This window comes from Chryseobacterium sp. FH1 (assembly GCF_000735135.1).
In the GTDB taxonomy this organism is placed as follows: domain Bacteria; phylum Bacteroidota; class Bacteroidia; order Flavobacteriales; family Weeksellaceae; genus Epilithonimonas.
The window spans coordinates 329,835-348,591 of the sequence record NZ_JPLZ01000006.1 but is presented as its reverse complement, the minus strand read 5'-3'; the positions used below and the strand labels follow the sequence as shown (position 1 = coordinate 348,591).

Annotated in this window: 14 protein-coding genes and 1 riboswitch; of the genes, 11 read left to right on the top strand and 3 right to left on the bottom strand. The window is 37.5% G+C overall.

Annotation, left to right across the window (positions count from 1 at the left end; genetic code table 11):
• The first annotated feature begins 140 nt into the window (after nucleotides 1-140).
• The 6 genes from IO90_RS08590 to tenA all read left to right on the top strand — a co-directional run bounded on the left by IO90_RS08590 (nucleotide 141) and on the right by tenA (nucleotide 4,399).
• On the top strand, nucleotides 141-566 hold the full coding sequence (locus tag IO90_RS08590) for a response regulator transcription factor (protein ID WP_228374662.1): 426 nt from the start codon (nucleotides 141-143) through the stop codon (nucleotides 564-566).
• A 3-nt stretch (nucleotides 567-569) separates the two neighbouring features.
• Nucleotides 570-1,268, top strand: a complete 699-nt coding sequence (locus tag IO90_RS08585; RefSeq protein ID WP_034965755.1) for a hypothetical protein — start codon at nucleotides 570-572, stop codon at nucleotides 1,266-1,268.
• Between the two features lie 78 nt (nucleotides 1,269-1,346).
• Nucleotides 1,347-1,439: riboswitch (TPP riboswitch) on the top strand.
• Nucleotides 1,440-1,499: 60 nt separating this feature from the next.
• A complete protein-coding gene (gene thiM, locus IO90_RS08580; RefSeq protein ID WP_034965754.1) occupies nucleotides 1,500-2,294 on the top strand; it encodes a hydroxyethylthiazole kinase in 795 nt (264 codons plus the stop codon).
• Nucleotides 2,294-2,932 carry a thiamine phosphate synthase gene (gene thiE / locus IO90_RS08575; RefSeq protein ID WP_034965753.1) on the top strand — a complete coding sequence of 213 codons (639 nt, stop codon included), beginning with the start codon at nucleotides 2,294-2,296 and terminating at the stop codon, nucleotides 2,930-2,932. Before thiM ends, thiE begins: the two co-directional genes overlap by 1 nt.
• Nucleotides 2,929-3,762 carry a bifunctional hydroxymethylpyrimidine kinase/phosphomethylpyrimidine kinase gene (gene thiD / locus IO90_RS08570; protein ID WP_034965752.1) on the top strand — a complete coding sequence of 278 codons (834 nt, stop codon included), beginning with the start codon at nucleotides 2,929-2,931 and terminating at the stop codon, nucleotides 3,760-3,762. The genes thiE and thiD overlap by 4 nt, the downstream gene beginning before the upstream one ends.
• Nucleotides 3,749-4,399, top strand: a complete 651-nt coding sequence (gene tenA / locus IO90_RS08565; protein ID WP_034965751.1) for a thiaminase II — start codon at nucleotides 3,749-3,751, stop codon at nucleotides 4,397-4,399. Before thiD ends, tenA begins: the two co-directional genes overlap by 14 nt.
• Before the next feature lie 84 nt (nucleotides 4,400-4,483).
• Here tenA and IO90_RS08560 read toward each other — a convergent pair whose 3' ends face one another.
• The 3 genes from IO90_RS08560 to IO90_RS08550 all read right to left on the bottom strand — a co-directional run bounded on the left by IO90_RS08560 (nucleotide 4,484) and on the right by IO90_RS08550 (nucleotide 10,162).
• Nucleotides 4,484-6,814: a VPS10 domain-containing protein gene (locus IO90_RS08560; protein WP_034965750.1), complete on the bottom strand. Its 2,331-nt coding sequence runs from the start codon at nucleotides 6,812-6,814 to the stop codon at nucleotides 4,484-4,486.
• A 108-nt stretch (nucleotides 6,815-6,922) separates the two neighbouring features.
• Nucleotides 6,923-8,437: a tetratricopeptide repeat protein gene (locus IO90_RS08555; RefSeq protein ID WP_165570262.1), complete on the bottom strand. Its 1,515-nt coding sequence runs from the start codon at nucleotides 8,435-8,437 to the stop codon at nucleotides 6,923-6,925.
• 237 nt (nucleotides 8,438-8,674) lie between these two features.
• Nucleotides 8,675-10,162 carry a T9SS type A sorting domain-containing protein gene (locus IO90_RS08550; protein ID WP_034968763.1) on the bottom strand — a complete coding sequence of 496 codons (1,488 nt, stop codon included), beginning with the start codon at nucleotides 10,160-10,162 and terminating at the stop codon, nucleotides 8,675-8,677.
• A gap of 279 nt (nucleotides 10,163-10,441) precedes the next feature.
• Between IO90_RS08550 and IO90_RS08545 the strand changes: the two genes are divergently transcribed.
• The 5 genes from IO90_RS08545 (at nucleotide 10,442) to IO90_RS08525 (ending at nucleotide 18,466) form a co-directional block, all read left to right on the top strand.
• Entirely contained in the window at nucleotides 10,442-11,698 is a 1,257-nt protein-coding gene (locus tag IO90_RS08545) for a glycoside hydrolase family 105 protein (protein WP_034965748.1), read from the top strand.
• A 33-nt stretch (nucleotides 11,699-11,731) separates the two neighbouring features.
• Entirely contained in the window at nucleotides 11,732-12,466 is a 735-nt protein-coding gene (locus tag IO90_RS08540; RefSeq protein WP_034965747.1) for a rhamnogalacturonan acetylesterase, read from the top strand.
• Nucleotides 12,467-12,490: 24 nt separating this feature from the next.
• The gene (locus IO90_RS08535) at nucleotides 12,491-13,393 is read left to right on the top strand and encodes an alpha/beta hydrolase (protein ID WP_034965746.1); all 903 of its coding nucleotides are present in this window, start codon (nucleotides 12,491-12,493) and stop codon (nucleotides 13,391-13,393) included.
• A 104-nt stretch (nucleotides 13,394-13,497) separates the two neighbouring features.
• Nucleotides 13,498-14,901 carry a glycoside hydrolase family 28 protein gene (locus tag IO90_RS08530; RefSeq protein WP_034965745.1) on the top strand — a complete coding sequence of 468 codons (1,404 nt, stop codon included), beginning with the start codon at nucleotides 13,498-13,500 and terminating at the stop codon, nucleotides 14,899-14,901.
• A gap of 1 nt (nucleotide 14,902) precedes the next feature.
• Nucleotides 14,903-18,466, top strand: a complete 3,564-nt coding sequence (locus IO90_RS08525) for a DUF4450 domain-containing protein (RefSeq protein WP_034965744.1) — start codon at nucleotides 14,903-14,905, stop codon at nucleotides 18,464-18,466.
• The last annotated feature ends 291 nt before the right edge of the window (nucleotides 18,467-18,757 follow it).

Genomic DNA, 18,757 nt, shown 5'->3' with positions numbered 1-18,757 from the left:
TCTCTTCTCTCCCACTGATATCAAAGTATTCAGTAATAGATTATTCTTCCCTCAGAAATAATTATCCTGAAGTATCTGTCGCGGGACTGAAAAACAATTCTCGAAATTATCACAACCCAAAACATCCCTCAAGTTCCCAATTGAATGAAAATTTTCAGAACTTATTGGGATACAGAAATCACCTCATCGTAGGACTTCTGGTATTATTGGTTTCTACAAGTGTTTATAATTATCAGCGGATCAAATTCTATAAAAGATATATCAGAAAAAGGAATTTGGAATTCCGAAGATTGAGGGAAAGTGTCAAGTTTTACAAGAATTTGCCCAACCTCAATATCATTGACGACAGTCAGGTTTTAGAAAACGATTCTTTGAACGATAGACAAAAGGAAATAGTTCTTCAAATGCTGAAAGGCTTTACTAACGCTGAGATTGCGGAAAAACTCTTCATTGCGGAAACCACCGTGAAATATCATATTAAAAATATTTACAAGATTTATGATGTTAAAAACAGGAGTCAACTTTACAAAAAATTTGCAGTCAAACCTGAGTCTGTTTCTAAATAATCCATGAGAAATTTATTTTCTGACAACAAACAGATCGGTGTTGTTTCCAGCTTTTCTGAACTTGTAAATAATGATTTCGAGGGCGAGATCAATGCAATTTGTTGGGAAAGAAACCTGATTGGAGATTTTGCAGAAATCGTTTCCAGGCTACAATTAAAAGAAAACATTACGGAAATCTCAGTTGATGATCTATTAACGCTTCAACTGTCAGAAAATGGAAAATTAGCGCGCGAAACTATTATTAATGACTTAAAATCATTATCCGAATACGGCGCATCACCTTCATTAAACTTACTTAAAAATTACGACCGAGATGATGAATTTGATTTTATTTCGACAGATGTCTATTCTTTTCACGTCGATCGATCTCCTGTAGCAACAAGTACTTTTTTATGCACTTATCATGGTTCTGCAAGTGATATCTTGGCGAATGATCAAGCTGTACAAAAAATATTAATTCCCGAAGTCAGAGAAAAACTCAAAGAATTACACGACGGCTCAGATTCGGAATTTGAAACGTTCTTGACCGAAAATTATTTTGATCTGCATTATCAAGCTAAAACAGAATCAAAGCCCACTAATTTAGGATTAGGGCATCTTTGGAGATTGGCAGTAAATCATCCCGGCCAAACCGTTTTACCTTGTGTTCATCGTGCACCTCTAGAAAGTAATGGGGAATTGAGATTGCTTTTGATTTGCTAATTAATCTTACTTGAAATGATTATTCATTCAAAACAAACCCCATAAAATCAATTTAAACAATTTTATTTCTCTATATTTGTAATGCTTTAGGGGTATTCTGAAAAGAATTGAGAGAGTCCCTTTGAACCTGATACGGCTAACACCGACGTAGGGAAAAGCAATAAGTCATTCACTTAAATGGCTGTTGTTTCTTTTATTTTCCTAAAGCATTTATTTTTAAAATATTTTAATATGGAAAATAATCTTTGGAAACACATCCTTACTGTGAGAGAATCGTCGCCTCTCGTACACAGCATCACCAATTATGTAGTAATGAACAATACCGCCAATGCGCTTCTTGCCATCGGTGCGTCTCCTATTATGGCGCACGCCAAATCTGAAATGGAAGAAATGGTTTCGATTTCTCATTCTTTGGTCGTGAATATCGGGACATTGGATGAATATTGGGCAGAATCAATGTTGCTGGCAGTGAAAAAAGCCAATTCATTAAACAAACCTTGGGTTTTGGATCCTGTTGGAGCCGGTGCCACTTCTTATCGCGACACTGTACTAAGTGAACTTTTAACTTTGAATCCTACAGTAATCCGTGGAAATGCGTCAGAAGTCATCGCCTTGGCAAAAGCTAATATCACAGCAACAAAAGGCGTTGACAGCACAGCAAAAAGTGACGAAGCCATAGAAGCTGCGGAGAATCTGGTCAGAAATTATGGTTCGATAGTCTGTATTTCTGGCGAGACGGATATTATCATTAATGATAAACAAGGTATATTTCTAAAAAATGGCCACGAGATGATGACGAAAGTGACCGGACTTGGTTGCACCGCATCAGCTTTGATAGGAGCATTCATTGGCGTCATCGAAAATAAAACAGAAGCTGTAGCTACGGCGATGAGCTTACTTAGTATCTCGGGTGAGTTGGCTTCTAACCTAAGTGATGGACCGGGAAGTTTACAGCTTCATATCATTGATAAGCTTTACAATATTACAGAACAAGAATTTTCAGATCATCTAAAATTGAGTTATTAATGAACCTTCATCCAAAATTTCCTTATCAGTTATATTTGGTTATCTCTGAAAAAGATTGTTTAGGCAGGAATTTTCTGAAGGTTGCAAAAGAGGCTATTCTCGGCGGTGTTGACATCATCCAGTTGCGTGAGAAAAATATTGGAAAGAAGGAATTTCTTCAAAAGGCATTGCAACTAAAGCACGTTACAGAAAAATACAACATTCCGCTCATCATCAATGATCACCCTGAAGTTGCGGAAAAAGCTGATGCCTTTGGAATTCACGTCGGAAATAATGATATATCCCCGACATCTTTGAGAGATCAACCATTCTTCAAAAACAAAATGATCGGCTACTCTATCGAATACCTGGAGCAGTTGGAAAATGAGCAAACCATTATTTCAGATTATCTTGGAATAAGTCCGATATTCAGTACCAAAACAAAAGAAGATACGGTGACTGAATGGGGAATTGATGGCCTTACAAAAATCAGAAGCTTAACAGACAAACCTTTGATCGCTATTGGAAATATCAATCTAGAAAATGCAGAAATGATCATGAAAGCTGGCGCAAATTCCCTAGCAGTGGTCTCCGCAATATGCGCCTCCGAGAATCCACAAAAATCGGCGTTCGAACTTAAAAATGAAATATTGAAATGAAAAAATACACTTATCCATCTGTATTGACCATCGCAGGTTTTGACGGAAGCGGCGGCGCAGGTATCCAGGCGGACATCAAGACTTTTTCGGCTTTGGGATGTTATGCGACATCGGTTCTCACAGCCTTGCCTGTACAAAATACACAAGGTGTGAGGAAAATCTATCCTATTCCAATGGAAGCTGTCGAAGAGCAAATAGAAGCGGTCTTAGATGATATTTTTCCAAGGGCTGTAAAAATAGGGATGGTTCATACACCAGAATTGGTGGAAACGATCGTCAATACACTAAAAAAATATCCAAAGATCCCAATTGTGTTCGATCCCGTGATGGTTGCTACCAGCGGACATCGATTGATTGAAGAAGAAACCATCGCTATCATTGTGGAAAAGCTCTTTCCTATAGCAGAGATCATTACCCCAAACATGGACGAAGCTGCGATCCTGGCCGATATGGAAGTGAAAACTTTAGAAGATATGGAAAATGCAGGAAGAATCATTCTGAAATATGGATGCAATAATATTCTGCTGAAAGGAGGCCATCAGGAATCGCCAATAATTACATCTTTGTTATTAAGCAAAAACGGAGAATTGACTTCTTTCGAAACTGAAAAATTTATCACCAACAATACCCACGGATCCGGCTGTACGCTGTCTTCCGCAATTGCAGCTTTTCTGGCTCGTGGCGAAGATTTGAAAAACGCTGTAACTCTTGCACAGGAATATGTTTTCGAAGCTATAAAAAACGGAAAAGACGTCGTCACTGGAAAAGGGAATGGTCCACTCAATCACTTTTATAATCCAATTAAACTAATCAAAAATGAAATGGTCTGAATCTACCTGGCTACAAATTGAGGAACGTTATCAATCAATCTTGACAATGCCTTTTATCTTGGAATTGTCCGACGGAAGCCTGCCTAAGGAAAAGTTCCAGTTTTATATGGCGCAGGATTCTTTGTATCTTGAACATTTTGGTAGAGCTTTGTCGTTGATCGCAGCAAGAGCCCATCATATCGATGATACGTTAGAATATATGCGATATGCAGAAACGGCGATCGTGGTTGAAAATGCTTTGCACGAATTTTATTTTGAGGATTTTGGATTGACTGAAAGAGGAAAGATGCAACCTGTTTGTCATCATTATGTTCACTATCTGAAAAGCACAGCAGCTTTGGATCCTGTCGAGGTGGGAATGGCCGCACTTCTACCCTGCTTCTGGATCTACAAAAAAGTTGGGGATCATATTTATAACAACCTTCAATCTGACAACAATCCATACCAAAAATGGATCGACACTTACGGCGGAGAGGAATTTGCTGAAGCTGTCCAAAAAGCCATCGACATCTGTGACAAAGTTGCCAATGAGACCACACCAGCGATCAGAGAAAAGATGACGGAAGCGTTCATCACGGCTTCGATTATGGAATATCATTTTTGGGAAGCGGCGTATGATCTTAAGATGTGGATTTGAAAAATAAATTTAATTCCATTTTAAACATAAAAAACGGGAGCACAAATTTGCTCCCGTTCTTTTTTAATCAAGTTCTATTTATAATTATTTTCTTACAACTTTTTTGGAGATAGATTTTCCGTTGTTCAAAGTTGCATTCAAAATGTAAACACCTTTTGGTAAATTGGAAAGATCTACTTTTTTGGAAGATGACCTCAATACACTTCTTCCATTGAAATCAAAGACGTTAATGTCCTTTACATTTTCATTCAACACCGTCACATAATCAGATGTCGGGTTTGGATAGATGACCAAATCAGAGTTTGATAAAATATTAGAATCAACAGATAAAGTCTGCAAGTTGATCTTATATTGAATCAATCCCAAGTCAGATGTGCTGATATAAACATCAACTTTTTCGTCTGCCGTAAAATCAATAGATGCAGATTCTGAAAACAGATAATTCAGATCCTCAGGTGAAACCTCGATCCAGGTTTGACCAAAATCTTTGGAATGAACAATTCTCACTTGGGATGGCGGATACGCATATCCATCACCTGTTCCATCCATAAAATTGGAAGTTGCGACAATGACACCGTTTTTGTAAGGTGAAAATTCTGCATTGTTGATGACATTCCCATTGTAGACGTGATTCCACTTTATGCCTGCATCATCAGAGAGGAAAATTCCTTTTGTGGTAGAAAGCAGTAATTGATTTTTATTAAATGGATTACTTTTGATATCATAAATATAATCATTGCCGGATTCCAAAACTTCCAAACCGCTTTCCGAAGCTGTCCAGGTTTGTCCGCCATCTGTGGTTTTGTAAACGTTATTATCCTGAGAAAGCAGAACATTATTCTCATTATTTTCATCGACGATGATGCCAAAGACAACACCGAAAGAGGGAAGAATTACTTCTTCGCTGGTAATTGCACTCATATCAGTGAAATCAAATTTTCTGACAGACTCACTGAAAGACAACCAAGAATGATTTGTATTCTGTTTTGAAGTCGCTATTTTCATGATATTAAGTCCAAAACCACTGTGACCTGTAGAATAATCAACACCGTGATTATTGCTCACAGCAAAGCTTGATCCCATAAAGCCACTTGTACTGATGTACACTCTTCCGGCAACTAATGGATCCGCAAAAAGCCCGTTGTTATTGAAATTTGGGAAGAAGTTAATTGGATGATGACCAATTGCAGTCTCTTCTCCAGATTGAAAATTTTTATGCATAAATCCTCTTCTCAGACCATAGTACAAATGCTTCTCCGTGCCTTTATGGAAACTGACTCTGCCTGTATTATTGGCAAATGGATTTTTGAATCTTATCATTGTAATACCACCGTCCAAAGAACGGAACGGATAGAAGTTGGAACTGATAATCACTTCACTATTATTTGAAGGATTGAAAGTTGCATTCAGTCCGTAATAGTATGTGTTTTCGAGATCATCATTGGGATGAACGTAATTCGTCCAGCTGTTACCGCCATCTTTCGAAATGACGATCTCATTTTCTTCCAAGATCAAGATCTCGTCGCTGTTCTTTGGATTGATAACTATTTTCTGGATGCTGTTAGTGGAAAGGTCCGTCCAACTAATCGGGACAACGTTCCAATTACTTCCACCATCATTGGACCTGTAAAGATTTTGCACTTGATCTTCTGCCAGATAAAAACTTCCTAAAAAAATTCTTTGAGGATCAGCGGGATCAAATGTTATGGCAGAAAAATTAGTTCCGGCAAGTTTTTCTGTCCATGTAATTCCTGCATCTTCTGAAACGAATAGTCCACCATACTTCGTTTCCGGAGAAAAACCTCTTGACAGAAAAATCTTGTTTGGATTCGATGGATGTATCGCCACATTATTCACATGAATACCATCATTGTCAAAACTCGAATATACTTTCTGCCAATCACTCCCTCCATTTTTGGTGTAGAAAATATCAGTTGTTAATCCAAAACTGAACATAAATGTCGTGTGCAAAAGAATATTTTCCTGATCAGCACCGGTAACTGAATAAGAAACAATCAGATTACCAGGCATTGATCCGTTTGGAGAACTGATACTTTTGACAACAGAACCATTGGAAGGATCGATGATGATGATTTGATTATAAACCGAACCTTCCGCCTGAACAATGAAACTAAGAAATTTTTGGTCCTGTGTCCATTTCAATTCTTTGATGGTTGCAAAAATTTGGTCTATCGGGAAAGAATATAAAACTTCCCAATTTTGTCCATTGTCAGAACTTTTCACAACGTGATTGGTAACCGTATGCGCATACAAAACATTAGGTTTGACTGGATCGTAAGTCACATCGAACACTTGTCCGTAATCGGGCGAAGTCAATAATGTCATCTGAGCCAAAACTCTGTTCGAGAAACTGAAACAGATCACCATTAAAAAAAGAGTAAGAATTTTCTTCATAATCAAAAATTTATTTAATGTAAAATTGATGAAAAAGAGAAACAATCCTACAAATTATGGCGTGACATATTGTGACAACATTGATTTTTATTCGTGACCAACAATAATCTAAATCGCTGATATATAATCGAATAAATTAATTCCTTCAGTCAAATTCAGTTTTTTGGAAATTCTTTCCTTTCTTTTCCTGCAGGATTCTGGACTTATGTTTAGGATGGACGCAATTTCTTTGTGACTCAAATTCATATAAACATAACAGATGAATCTGATCTCGGAAGAACTTAGATCTGGATGTCTTTCTTTCAAAGTTGTAATGAAATTTTGATTCACGCCTTCGAAATGTTTGAAAAAACTATCCCATTGATTATTGTTCTTCAACTGAATTTTCAAATCCTTGATCGATTTTACCAGATTGGAATTATTCGAAATTTCCGGTTGATTGATGATGGCCCCAATGATCTCCTCCACCACATCATTTCTGCTGGAAATCGTCAAAGCCTGTGATGTCAATTGTCGGTTTTGATGTTCTATTTCGTTTTTGAGACGCTCTTTTTCGAGCAAAGACAAAGTCTCCTGTTCTTTTAACTGCTGGGTCAGAATCAGATTGTCGCTTTGCTTTTTCTCAAATTCGAGTTGTGTGATTGTCTTCTGTTGTTTGTATTTGATCGAATTGTTGTAAAGAAAAAGAAGCACCAACAAAATGATGATAATGGCAGAAGCAATGATGACATAGAAAATTTTTCTTTCATCTTTCAAACGCTGTTGGCTTTCTTTCAGTTCAAATTGGTAATTCTGCATTTCGAACTTGATCTTCCCATTGTTGAACAAAGCAGAATTGTTAATTTTAGAAATCGAATCATTGACCACGATCACAGAATCCTTATACTTCAGAGACTCATCATAATTCTTGGTTTCTGCATTGATCTTAGAAAGATAATTGTAGATTTCTTCCCTATTATTAATATTTGGCGAGAGTTTTCGCGCTTCCAGTGCCAAAGATTTGGCTTGCGCATAATCACCTTTTTTCTCGCTGATCTGAGCCTTGATCAATAGAATAAAAACCAGATTTTCAGTTTGATTTTCAACTTCGAGTTTAGGAATGAGATGATCAATGATGGCTTCGGAATCTTTAAATTTTTTCTTCAGATAGAGATTTTCCGCAAGAGCCATTTTGTTCATAATGTTGACTTTTTGATCATCTTTAGTCAAAGTTTCCGCCTCCTGAATATATTTATAAGCTTCATTGGTTTTGTTCAATTTGTTCAAAACCAAACCAAGGTTTACGGCATAAGCCCCAGCTTTTTCGTTTCGTTTGTTTTCTTTTGCGGTTTGGTAGGCTTTTAGGAAGTACTCGTAGGCTTTCTGATTATTTTTCTCTTCAAAGTAGAGAATCGCAATGTTGTTTACGACCGTCATCACGTGTTTTTTATCTGGCATATTGGTCGCGATGTCATAAGCTTCCAGATAAAATTTCAGAGCTTCGCCAAAGTCCGTCATCAGATAATAATTCAGACCGATATTATTGGTTGCACGAAAATTAGCTTTATTCCATTTCTTATGTTCCGAAACTGTTTTCACACGGATCAGCATTTCCAGGGACTTAGTATGTTCCTTTTTAAACATTTTTTGAATGGCAGAATCTATGATGACCTCGCATTCTTTCTCTGATTGTCCAAATATTGTCGAAGGCAGAACAAAAAGTATGATTAGGGGTATTATTCTCAGTAATAATTTCATCTTGCATTAAAATCGTTAACGAAATATAGATATAATTAATCTTAAAAGCAAAAGATGAGAATATGAATATATATATTTTAAATTAAAATCGGTCTTAAAATTAATTCAAAACCGATTCATCAATTATTGTTTGATCAATTTCTGGAGTTTGGATTTTCCGTTGACGAATTTAATATTCAGAAGATAAATTCCTTTAGTTAGATGAGAAACATTAATTTTTGAATCTTTTGTTTCTGAAATTTTCTTTCCGGATAGATCTAGGATTTCAACAGATGAAATTTCTTTTTTACTGGTGATATTGATAAGATCTTTTGCAGGATTTGGATATATTTTTACATCACTAATGGACAGACTATTTTCGTTTGTTGCCAAATTTGCCTGATTAAAGATATAGGCAGAACCAGCATCCTGCATTTCATTTTCTTCGTTGCTGTCCATGTCATCTCTGGATGCGCCGACAATAATCTCATTTTCATTCATCGCAATGCTCCAACCATAAGAATCCTGGACCACATCATTTTGTGGCGTCAGTTCCTGATCAAACTCCCAGTTGTTTTGAACATTCTTTTTATAAACAAAAGTTTTTCCCGGTTCGGCGCCGTACAAATGCGGACTCGTTATCACAAGCTTGTCATTTTTCATTTCACACATCCATCCAAAATAAGTATGTTCTGAAGATTGATAACTTGCAATTTTTTGAGATTCTTCCCAGTAACCATTTTCATTAAGCTTAAAAATATAAGCCATTGCCGGATTTCCAGTATTGCTCTCTGTGTAAGCGCCGACAACCAATTCCTGATCATAAATACTGATTGAGTTTCCGAAATAAGAATTTTCAAAATCATCTGATGATGCCAGACTTTGATGAAAGATCCACTGTCCGGAATCGTTTTTTTTATAAATATAAATTTTGCCCGCGCTGTTATTTTCGCCACTTGCTCCAACTGCAAGATAACCGTCATAAATACTGACACCGATTCCGAAATTCCCAAAATCAACGCCTGCAGGAGATTCTATCTTTTGTATTTCCGACCAGCTGTCATTAATTTTTTCAAAGATATAGACTGCACCTTTCCAAGAATCTACACCAGGTGCACCAGCAACAATTGTATTTCCAGACACGGCGAGAGAAGTTGGATTAACGGCCAACAAAGCATCGTTGCTAAAATCTGATGCCATCAATTTTTTCTTGAAGATCCATTGACTATTCGAATTTGGTTCATAGATATACAATCCACCTGCCCTTGCAACACCTTCAATATCAGCCCTTCCTGCTGAAACCACCATAAAATCACTCCCGAATTTTATACTTCCTCCAAACTCAGCCATTTCAAAACCATCAGGTGCATTGATTTTTTGATGAAATCCCCAGCTCTCGCCGTTTTTCTGATAAATATAAACTGTACCTTTCGCAATCTCCTCTCTCGAAGCACCAACGGCGGAATATTGATTATTGATTGCAACAGCGGTCCCAAACTCGGCTCGGCTTTCTCTGCTTGATGCCGTCAATTTTGCCGATTGCTGAAATTGTCCAAAGACAAATGAGAAACCAATTGTTGAAGCTAATAAAGTTGATTTAGCAAACATTTTTGAAAATAGAAACTTTTCCATATATAAATTTTTTTGTTGAGTGAATTTATATAATGGAAATACAAACAACACGATACGAGGCGTGACATTGTGTGACATGGTTGAAAAGATTAAACTGATTTGATGTTTATCTATTGGTAATAATGCGTTACAAAAAAATGATTTACTTTCTTTGTATTATAGATTTAATTGACAATTACTTCCTTGGTTTTCTGCTCATTGCTCCATCCCGACAGTGCAGGATAATCAGTCATCACATTAATTTTAAATTGCAATAAATCAATATTAAAATTTCAAACAATGGGTTTCATTAATTATAAAATAAAAATACTGGCTGTAGTAGCTTTGAGTTCGGGATTTTTCTTTGCTTCGGCGCAATCCAAACCGATCTCAAAAAAAGAAACTTCCAAATCTCAATCTGTAAAAGTAGTTCCTACCAACCTAAAATGGTCAGAAAGAATGATGCTTTCGGAGATGCACCGTTTCCCAGAAGCCTGGATGCTTGATTTCAGTTCCAGCCCAAAATGGACCTATCCTTCCGCCATTGTTTTAGATGCTGCAGAAATTCTTTATCAGAAAACAGGTAAAAAAGAATATTACGATTATGTTAGCGGTTTCGGGGAAAAACTAATTAGCGAAAATGGAAAAATAGCAACCTACGAACTGGAAAAATACAACATCGATCTTCTGAATAGTGGCAACGTATTGCTTTATCTTTATGAAAGTGAGAAAAAGGAAAAATACCTGAAAGCTCTTCAAACCTTACGTTTACAAATTGACGGACAACCTAGAACAAACGAAGGATCTTTCTGGCACAAAAAAATATATCCTTATCAAGTTTGGCTGGATGGTCTTTACATGGGAATGCCTTTCTACACGCATTATACAAAAGATTTTGTGAAAGGTGCCGATGCTACAAAAGCGTATGATGATATTGTTTTCCAATTTGATTCTGTTCAAAAAAATCTCTTAGACAAAAAAACAGGATTGCTTTATCACGCTTGGGACGAGAGCAAAGAACAAGCCTGGGCAGACAAAGAAACCGGACTTTCCCCAAATTTCTGGGGAAGAGCAATGGGTTGGTACGGAATGGCGATGGTCGATGTTTTGGATTATTTACCTGAAAATCATTCTGGAAGAGCAAGAATCATTTCCTACATCAAATCTTTTTCTGATGCCATTATTAAAGTTCAGGACAAAAAATCAGGACTTTGGTATCAGGTTTTGGACAAGCCTTTGGCAAATGGCAATTATGAAGAAGCCACTGCATCGGCGATGTTTGTTTACACGATGATCAAGTCCGTGAACAAAGGTTATCTCCCAAAATCTTATAAAACGTATGCGAAAAAAGGATATGACGGAATTATCAAAGACCTTATTACAGTAGATGAAAACGGCGTTGTCAATTTAAACAAATGTTGTGCTGTTGCCGGATTGGGCGGAAAACCTTACAGAGACGGATCTTACGAATATTATGTCAACGAGAAAATCCGCTCGAATGATGCGAAAGGAACCGGACCATTTATTTTGGCAAGCATCGAATTTGAGAAAAATTAATAAATTCGATGATATTTTTAAAAATCAAGTAAAATGAATAAAATATTTTCGATTCTCCTTCTGTTTTTATCCTTAACTATATTTGCCCAGAAACCTACTCTGTTTTTGATTGGTGATTCTACGATGTCCAACAAAGACAATCCCGATAAAAATCCGGAACACGGTTGGGGACAGGTTTTGCCACAATTTTTGACCACAGGAATTGAACTTCAAAACCATGCGATGAATGGCAGAAGTTCCAAAAGTTTTCGCACAGAAGGGCGTTGGGGCAAAGTTGAAAAACAATTGAAGAAAGGCGATTTTGTGGTGATTCAGTTTGGTCACAACGACCAGAAGATCAAAGATTCCACGAAATTCACCAATCCCTATACGCAGTACAGAGCCAATCTCGAAAGATATGTAAATGAGACGAGAGCAAAAGGTGCAACACCCATTTTAATGACTTCAATTACCAGAAGAAACTTTACAGAAAATGGTGTTTTGGTCGATACGCATACCAATTATCCTTTGGTCGTACGATTGGTTGCTGACGATATGAAAGTGTCGTTCGTCGATATGCAATTACTGACGGAACAAATGGAAATCTCTGCCGGTCCTGAAAAATCAAAACTGCTACATCTCCATTTTAAAGCTGGGGAAAATCCTTATTATGAAAAAGACAAAGCAGACGACACGCATTTGTCAAAATTGGGCGCTGAAACGGTTGCCAAATTAGCTTTGACTTCTTTAAAAACTTTGAAAATCGGTTTGGAAAAATACATCAAATAATTAATTGTTTTTATATTAATGATAATGAAAAAATTAGGATTAATTATATTGATAGTCTTTGCAAACGCATATTCTGCTCAGGAAAAAATAACCTTGTGGCCAAAAGGTCAAATGCCTAACTCCAAAGGTTTACAGCTGAAAACTGAAGAGAAAGACAACAGAATTACCCAAATCAAAGAAACTGAACTTTTCGCATTTTTCCCACCAAAAGAAGATAGAAAACCGATGTCCGTCATCATTATTCCAGGTGGCGGTTATTATAAGTTGACCTATGATTTGAATGGTTTTCAGATTGCAAAATGGTTCAACACTTTGGGAATTTCCGCCTTCGTTTTGAATTACCGCTTGCCCACCTCTCCCGACCTTGTTCAAAGAGAAATTGCGCCGTTGCAAGATGTACAGATGGCCATCAAATACATCAGAAAGAACGCATCTGAATTTGGCATTTCGCCCGATCAAGTTGGTGTGATTGGAACTTCTGCGGGTGGACATTTGGCAACTTCGGTGAGTAATATTTCTACAGATTATACAGAATTGAAAGGCGATTGGGAGAAAATTCCCACGATTCCCAATTTCGAAATTTTGGTTTCGCCGGTGATTGACTTGGGAGAATTTGCGCATGTTGGAAGTCGCAACAGTTTGCTGGGTGAAAATGCGTCTCCAGAAAAAATCAAAGAATACTCCATGCAAAACCGCGTGACGGAAAAAACACCGCCAACTCTTTTGATTCACGCTCAAAACGATAAAGCAGTTCCCGCGATGAACAGCATGCTTTACTATCAAGCAATGACAAAAAATAAAGTCAAAGGCGCCCTGTTCATCTTTCCGGAAGGTGAACACAAAATCGGAATCGCCAATAGAACAGAGCTGACCGACAAATGGAAAATACTCTGTTCCGATTGGCTGAAAACCTTATTCAGTAAGTAAATTCCAGCAACCGACAGTGCAGGATAATTCTTCAAATTGATTCTTCTAGATTGCAATACAAAGGAATCATTCTAAACCTATCAATTAATTTACAATTAAATCTTATGAAAAAATATATCTTTTTCCTTATTGTATTTACGTTTTCGATGTCGTTATCGGCTCAATATAAACCTTGGACTTCTGCAAAACAGCCCCTGAAAGAAATCAAAGATTTAAAGAAACAAATCAAAGCTCCAAAATTCAGAAAGGTGGATTATTTGATAACAGATTTCGGTGCAGTAGGTGACGGAAAAACAAAAAACACGGAAGCCTTCAAAAAAGCGATTGAAAAATGCAGTGCTGAAGGTGGCGGAAGAGTTGTTGTTCCAAACGGCGTTTTCCTAACCGGTGCAATCTATCTCGAATCTAATGTGAATCTTCATTTGACGGACGGTTCAACGATTCTGTTCAGTCAGGACAGTAACGATTACCCTATCGTTTTCACGCGTTGGGAAGGGATGGAATGTATGAATTATTCATCTTTGATTTATGCTTACGAAGAAGAAAACATCGCTGTGACCGGAAAAGGAACTTTGGATGGAAATTCAGATTTAGACAATTGGTGGTTCTGGTGTGGTGCAACAAAATATGGTTACAACACATCGCGTCCGGGAAGACAAAATCCTGCAAGAGCTAAACTTCACGAATATATGGCGAACAGAACGCCTGCCAGAGAAAGAATTTTTGGGGACGGATGGTATTTAAGACCGAATTTCGTTCAGCCTTACAAGTCTAAAAACTTTTATATGGCGGATGTTTTGGTGAAAAATTCTCCAATGTGGAATCTGAATCCGGTTTTGTGTGAAAATGTTTTAATTGAAAGAGTAAAAGTTATCAGCCACGGACCAAACAATGATGGTTTCGACCCTGAAGCGTGTAAAAATGTCTGGATTAAAGATTCATATTTTGATACCGGAGACGACTGTATCGCTATCAAATCCGGAAGAGACGAAGACGGAAGAGATATCGGAAGACCTGCAGAAAACCACATCATCGAAAACTGTGAAATGAAAGACGGGCACGGCGGTGTTGTGATTGGAAGTGAAATTGCGGGCGGTGCGAAAAATATTTACGCCATCGGAAACGTGATGGACAGCAAGAATCTTGACCGAGCGTTGAGAATTAAAACAAGCTCAAGCCGTGGCGGAACGATTGAAAATGTATTTTTCTACAACACAAAAGTGGGCGCTTACAAAGAAGCTGCCGTTCGTTTCAATATGCATTATGAAAAGCCGGGAAATCACATTCCGACCATCAGAAATATCTGGGTTGAAAATCTAACCGTTGACAAAGGCGGAAAATATGCTGTATTTTCTGATGCTTACGAATCTTCTCCAGTAACCGATTTTACAATGATTAATGCTAATATGGTTGGCGTTCAGATTCCTTACAAAGTGGATTATCTGAAAAACGTGACTTTGAAAAATGTAACCGTTAACGGACAGCCATTAACCGAGTTAAAACCATAAAATGCGAAGAAGAACCATTTTCGCCGGACTGATTGTTTTATCGGCATTTTCACACTCTTTTGCCCAGTCGAATCATTGGCAGAATAATGAGCGTGAACTGCATTACAAAGAAGACAAAGGCGATTTTTTACTGGTCAACGGAAAATACAGATTCAACCGTGCTTTGTATGGCGATAACCGTGCTTCGAGAGTTGAAGCGGGAGATTTGCCTGAATTTGCGCTGTATCTTCCGGGAATGGGTGGAAATCTTCAGTTTGTCATTCAGAAAGGAAATTCGGTTAAGAAAGTAATTCAGGCTGATAAAATTGAAACGCGTTACCGTCCAGGTTCAATGCTGTATGAAATCAAAGACCCGATTCTTGGAACCGGAACTTTAAAACTGACCGTTTTGGCTCAAGCTAAGGAAGAAGGTTTGGTTTTAAAAATGGAAACTTTAAATATTGATTCTTCAACAAAAATCTATGCTGTTTACGGTGGTGCTAGCGGAACGACTTTCAGCAGAAACGGCGACATTGGCGCAGACCCGGAATCAGGATTTTATCTGTTGCCGGAATATTGTCTGAATAATCAGTTTCAACTCAATAAAAATCAGTTTCAGCTTAATTATTTAAATAAGAAAAAAGAAAGTCAAACGGTCAGCGGAAGTTTTTCAAATGTTAATTCTTTACAGAAAACTGATGCTGAGACTTTGGAAAAACTGGCTGAGTTTACTCAAAATAAAACAGACAAATCACCGATTGTTTACGCTTCGTATTCTTCACAAAGACAACCGGTTTACATTCAGGTTGCCAAAGGAAAATCAGATAAGAATTTTTCAGATGAAGAGTTAAAAAATATTTTCAATGAAGCGGAAAAATCCCGTTTAACATTAACGAACAGGATTCAGCTAAAAACTCCGGATGCGGATTTAAATAACTTCGGAGCCAATTTAGCAGTTGCAGCCGATGGAATCTGGGAAAGTCCGACCTTTCTTCACGGCGCAGTTGCCTGGAGAATGCGGTTGAATGCGTGGCGTGGAGCTTACACAGCCGATGCATTGAACTGGCACGACAGAGCGAAAGAACATTTTGAAAGTTATGCCAATTCGCAGGTTTTGAAACCCGATTCTGCGCCTATTGAAATGGATACGGCACGTCATCTTGCCCGACACGAGGAGAAAATGGGAACTTCTGTTTTTTCTAGTGGATACATTTCCAGAAATCCGAATGACAACACAAAGCCGCACCATTATGATATGAATCTGGTGTTTTTTGACCAGATGTTTTCACACTTCGATTACACAGGCAACAAAGAATTCCTGAAAAAAATGTGGCCGACAATGGTTCGTCATATGGATTGGGAAAAACGGAATTTCAAGCGTGGTGATTTGTATGATGCGTATGCGGCGATTTGGGCAAGTGATGCGCTTCAATATTCAGGTGGAAAAGTAACGCACACTTCAGCCTATAATTACAGAGCCAACCGTGAAATGGCAAAACTGGCGAAAATCATTGGCGAAAATCCTCAGCCTTACGAACAGGAAGCGGATTCGATTTTAAAAGCAATGAAAAACCAGCTTTGGATAAAAGACAAAGGTTATTTTGCTGAATACAAGGATGCTTTAGGCAATCAAATTGTTCACGACAAACCTGGAATTTGGTCGATTTATCACGTTTCTGATGCGTTTATTCTGAATGAATTTGAGGATTATCAAAACTTACAGTACATCAATCATCACACACCAAAAATTCCTATTACGGTAAAAGGTGCTGATAATAAAGACTATTTTACTTTAGCAACAACAAGTTGGCAACCATACGACTGGTCGATTAACAATGTGGCTTTGGCGGAAAATTTACAGACCGCTTTGGCATATTGGCAAGCCGGAAGAACTGAAGATGCCTACAAACTTTGGAAGGGAAATCTGGTGGAGTCGATGTATTACGGCATCAGTCCGGGGAATTTCGAACAGCTTTCTCATTACGACACGTTTCGTGGAGAATTATACCGTGATTTTGCCGACCCGATTGGTGTGGCTTCGAGGACTTTGACGGAAGGACTTTTCGGGGTTTATCCAAATTTGCTGGAGAATAAAATCAGCATCAAACCCGGTTTTCCGAAAGACTGGAATTCTGCCGAGCTGAAACTTCCGGATTGGGATTATCAATTTACGAGAACTTCAAAGAAAACCGAATATTTATTTAAATCAAAATATCAGAATCCGGTGGCGTTGGAAATGCAGATTCCTGTGAATTATTCCAACATCAAATCGGTGAAAGTGAACGGTAAAAAAGTGGATTGGAAAGTTAAGCCTAATTCCATTCTGCAACCATTTGTTCAGTTTGCAACGCCAAAAGGAAAAGATTTTAAAATTGAAATCAATTATTCCGGAGAAGAACTGAAAAATGAACAAACTGATTACGTTAATTATATTTCTGAAAATCTTCAGTTGAATTTTGATTCAAAAAAGAAAATTAAACAAGTTCTTGACCCACAAGAGTTAATCAAAAACCACAACGGAAATCAATTTAGCTTAATTCAACAGGAAAGAAAAGGAACTTTTTTCGTTCAGGTCGAGCAAAACGGAATAACTTGGTGGCAACCGGTGAATGTTGACATCCGTTTTCCTTTGGAGACAAAATGGGTGAATAAAAAATTGCAGATTCAGTCGAATTCTTCCAATCAAATTAATGGAAAACTGACAGTTAATGGTTTAAATAAAACTTTTTCGATTCAAAAAAATCAAAATACAGTTATTGAAATTCCTGTGAATGTTTTAAGCAAAGGAACCAATTCAATTATGCTTGATTATAACGGAATTCAACAGAATATTGAAATTACAGACTGGAACATTGAGAATCAAGGTCAGTTTAACAACATTTCATTGGCATCAAAATACAATGAAAAAGTGACTGAAATTTTCAATCAGAGATACCTTTCGCCGAGACTGGAAGTTCCGACTTTACAGCTTCCGTGGCAGGGAATCGGAAACTGGTGTTATCCGTTAATCACCGCTCAAATTGATGACAGCGGATTGATGAGCAAAAGAAAAAATGGTAAAGTTGAATTTCTCGGAATTCCTTTTTTAATTGATAAAAACGATAAAAATATTGCCTTTGTAAGTCAATGGGACAATTATTCAGATGCTCTTGAAATTCCAATTTCTGGAAAAGGAAAGAAAATCTATTTTCTGATGGCAGGTTCTACCAATCCGATGCAGTCGCAGATTGTGAATGGAAAAATTACGGTTCAGTATGCAGATGGTTCGACTACTGAACTGGAGCTGAAAAATCCGACGAACTGGTGGCCGATTGAGCAGGATTTGTTTGATGATAATTTCGCGTTTGAAATTCCGGACGATAAAATTCCGTACCGTGTGAAACTGAAGACGGGCGAACTGTACAAAGGCGGAACTCTGAGCAAATATTCTAGTATCAAAGGGTTTACAGACCGTCAGGTGGATGGTGGTTCTGCCACAATTCTGGATTTGCCGATTGATGCGGGTAAAGAATTAAAATCGATAAAATTAACGGCCGTGAGCAATGATGTAGTGATTGGAATGATGAGTGCGACGGTTTTGAAATAGAAGAAAATGCCACGAATGCACGAATTAAAAGGATGTTTTAAAATTATTTAAAATAAAATTTTCAAAACATTTTTCTTTTCCCCAAACCCTAAAGGGTGGAAAAATGTTTTGAAAATTTCATCAAAATTACTCCCTTTAGGGTTGGGTAAATAATTTTGATGAAATTGGATAAGTTTTAGAAAATCATAAAAATATTCGTGAATTCGTGGCAGATAAAATAGAAATATCAGCGCAAGACTTCGACAAGCTCAGTCTGACAGCACGGTAGAACATTTAGTATTAGGATTGTCA

Bases quoted from the DNA above. Each gene is read 5' to 3' on its own strand.
- IO90_RS08525 (WP_034965744.1), top strand. From the start codon at position 14,903: ATGCGAAGAAGAACCATTTTCGCCGGACTGATTGTTTTATCGGCATTT.
- IO90_RS08550 (WP_034968763.1), bottom strand. From the start codon at position 10,162: ATGGAAAAGTTTCTATTTTCAAAAATGTTTGCTAAATCAACTTTATTA.
- IO90_RS08535 (WP_034965746.1), top strand. From the start codon at position 12,491: ATGAAAAAATTAGGATTAATTATATTGATAGTCTTTGCAAACGCATAT.
- IO90_RS08560 (WP_034965750.1), bottom strand. From the start codon at position 6,814: ATGAAGAAAATTCTTACTCTTTTTTTAATGGTGATCTGTTTCAGTTTC.
- IO90_RS08585 (WP_034965755.1), top strand. From the start codon at position 570: ATGAGAAATTTATTTTCTGACAACAAACAGATCGGTGTTGTTTCCAGC.
- IO90_RS08540 (WP_034965747.1), top strand. From the start codon at position 11,732: ATGAATAAAATATTTTCGATTCTCCTTCTGTTTTTATCCTTAACTATA.
- tenA (WP_034965751.1), top strand. From the start codon at position 3,749: ATGAAATGGTCTGAATCTACCTGGCTACAAATTGAGGAACGTTATCAA.
- IO90_RS08530 (WP_034965745.1), top strand. From the start codon at position 13,498: ATGAAAAAATATATCTTTTTCCTTATTGTATTTACGTTTTCGATGTCG.
- thiD (WP_034965752.1), top strand. From the start codon at position 2,929: ATGAAAAAATACACTTATCCATCTGTATTGACCATCGCAGGTTTTGAC.
- IO90_RS08555 (WP_165570262.1), bottom strand. From the start codon at position 8,437: ATGTTTAAAAAGGAACATACTAAGTCCCTGGAAATGCTGATCCGTGTG.
- IO90_RS08545 (WP_034965748.1), top strand. From the start codon at position 10,442: ATGGGTTTCATTAATTATAAAATAAAAATACTGGCTGTAGTAGCTTTG.
- thiM (WP_034965754.1), top strand. From the start codon at position 1,500: ATGGAAAATAATCTTTGGAAACACATCCTTACTGTGAGAGAATCGTCG.
- thiE (WP_034965753.1), top strand. From the start codon at position 2,294: ATGAACCTTCATCCAAAATTTCCTTATCAGTTATATTTGGTTATCTCT.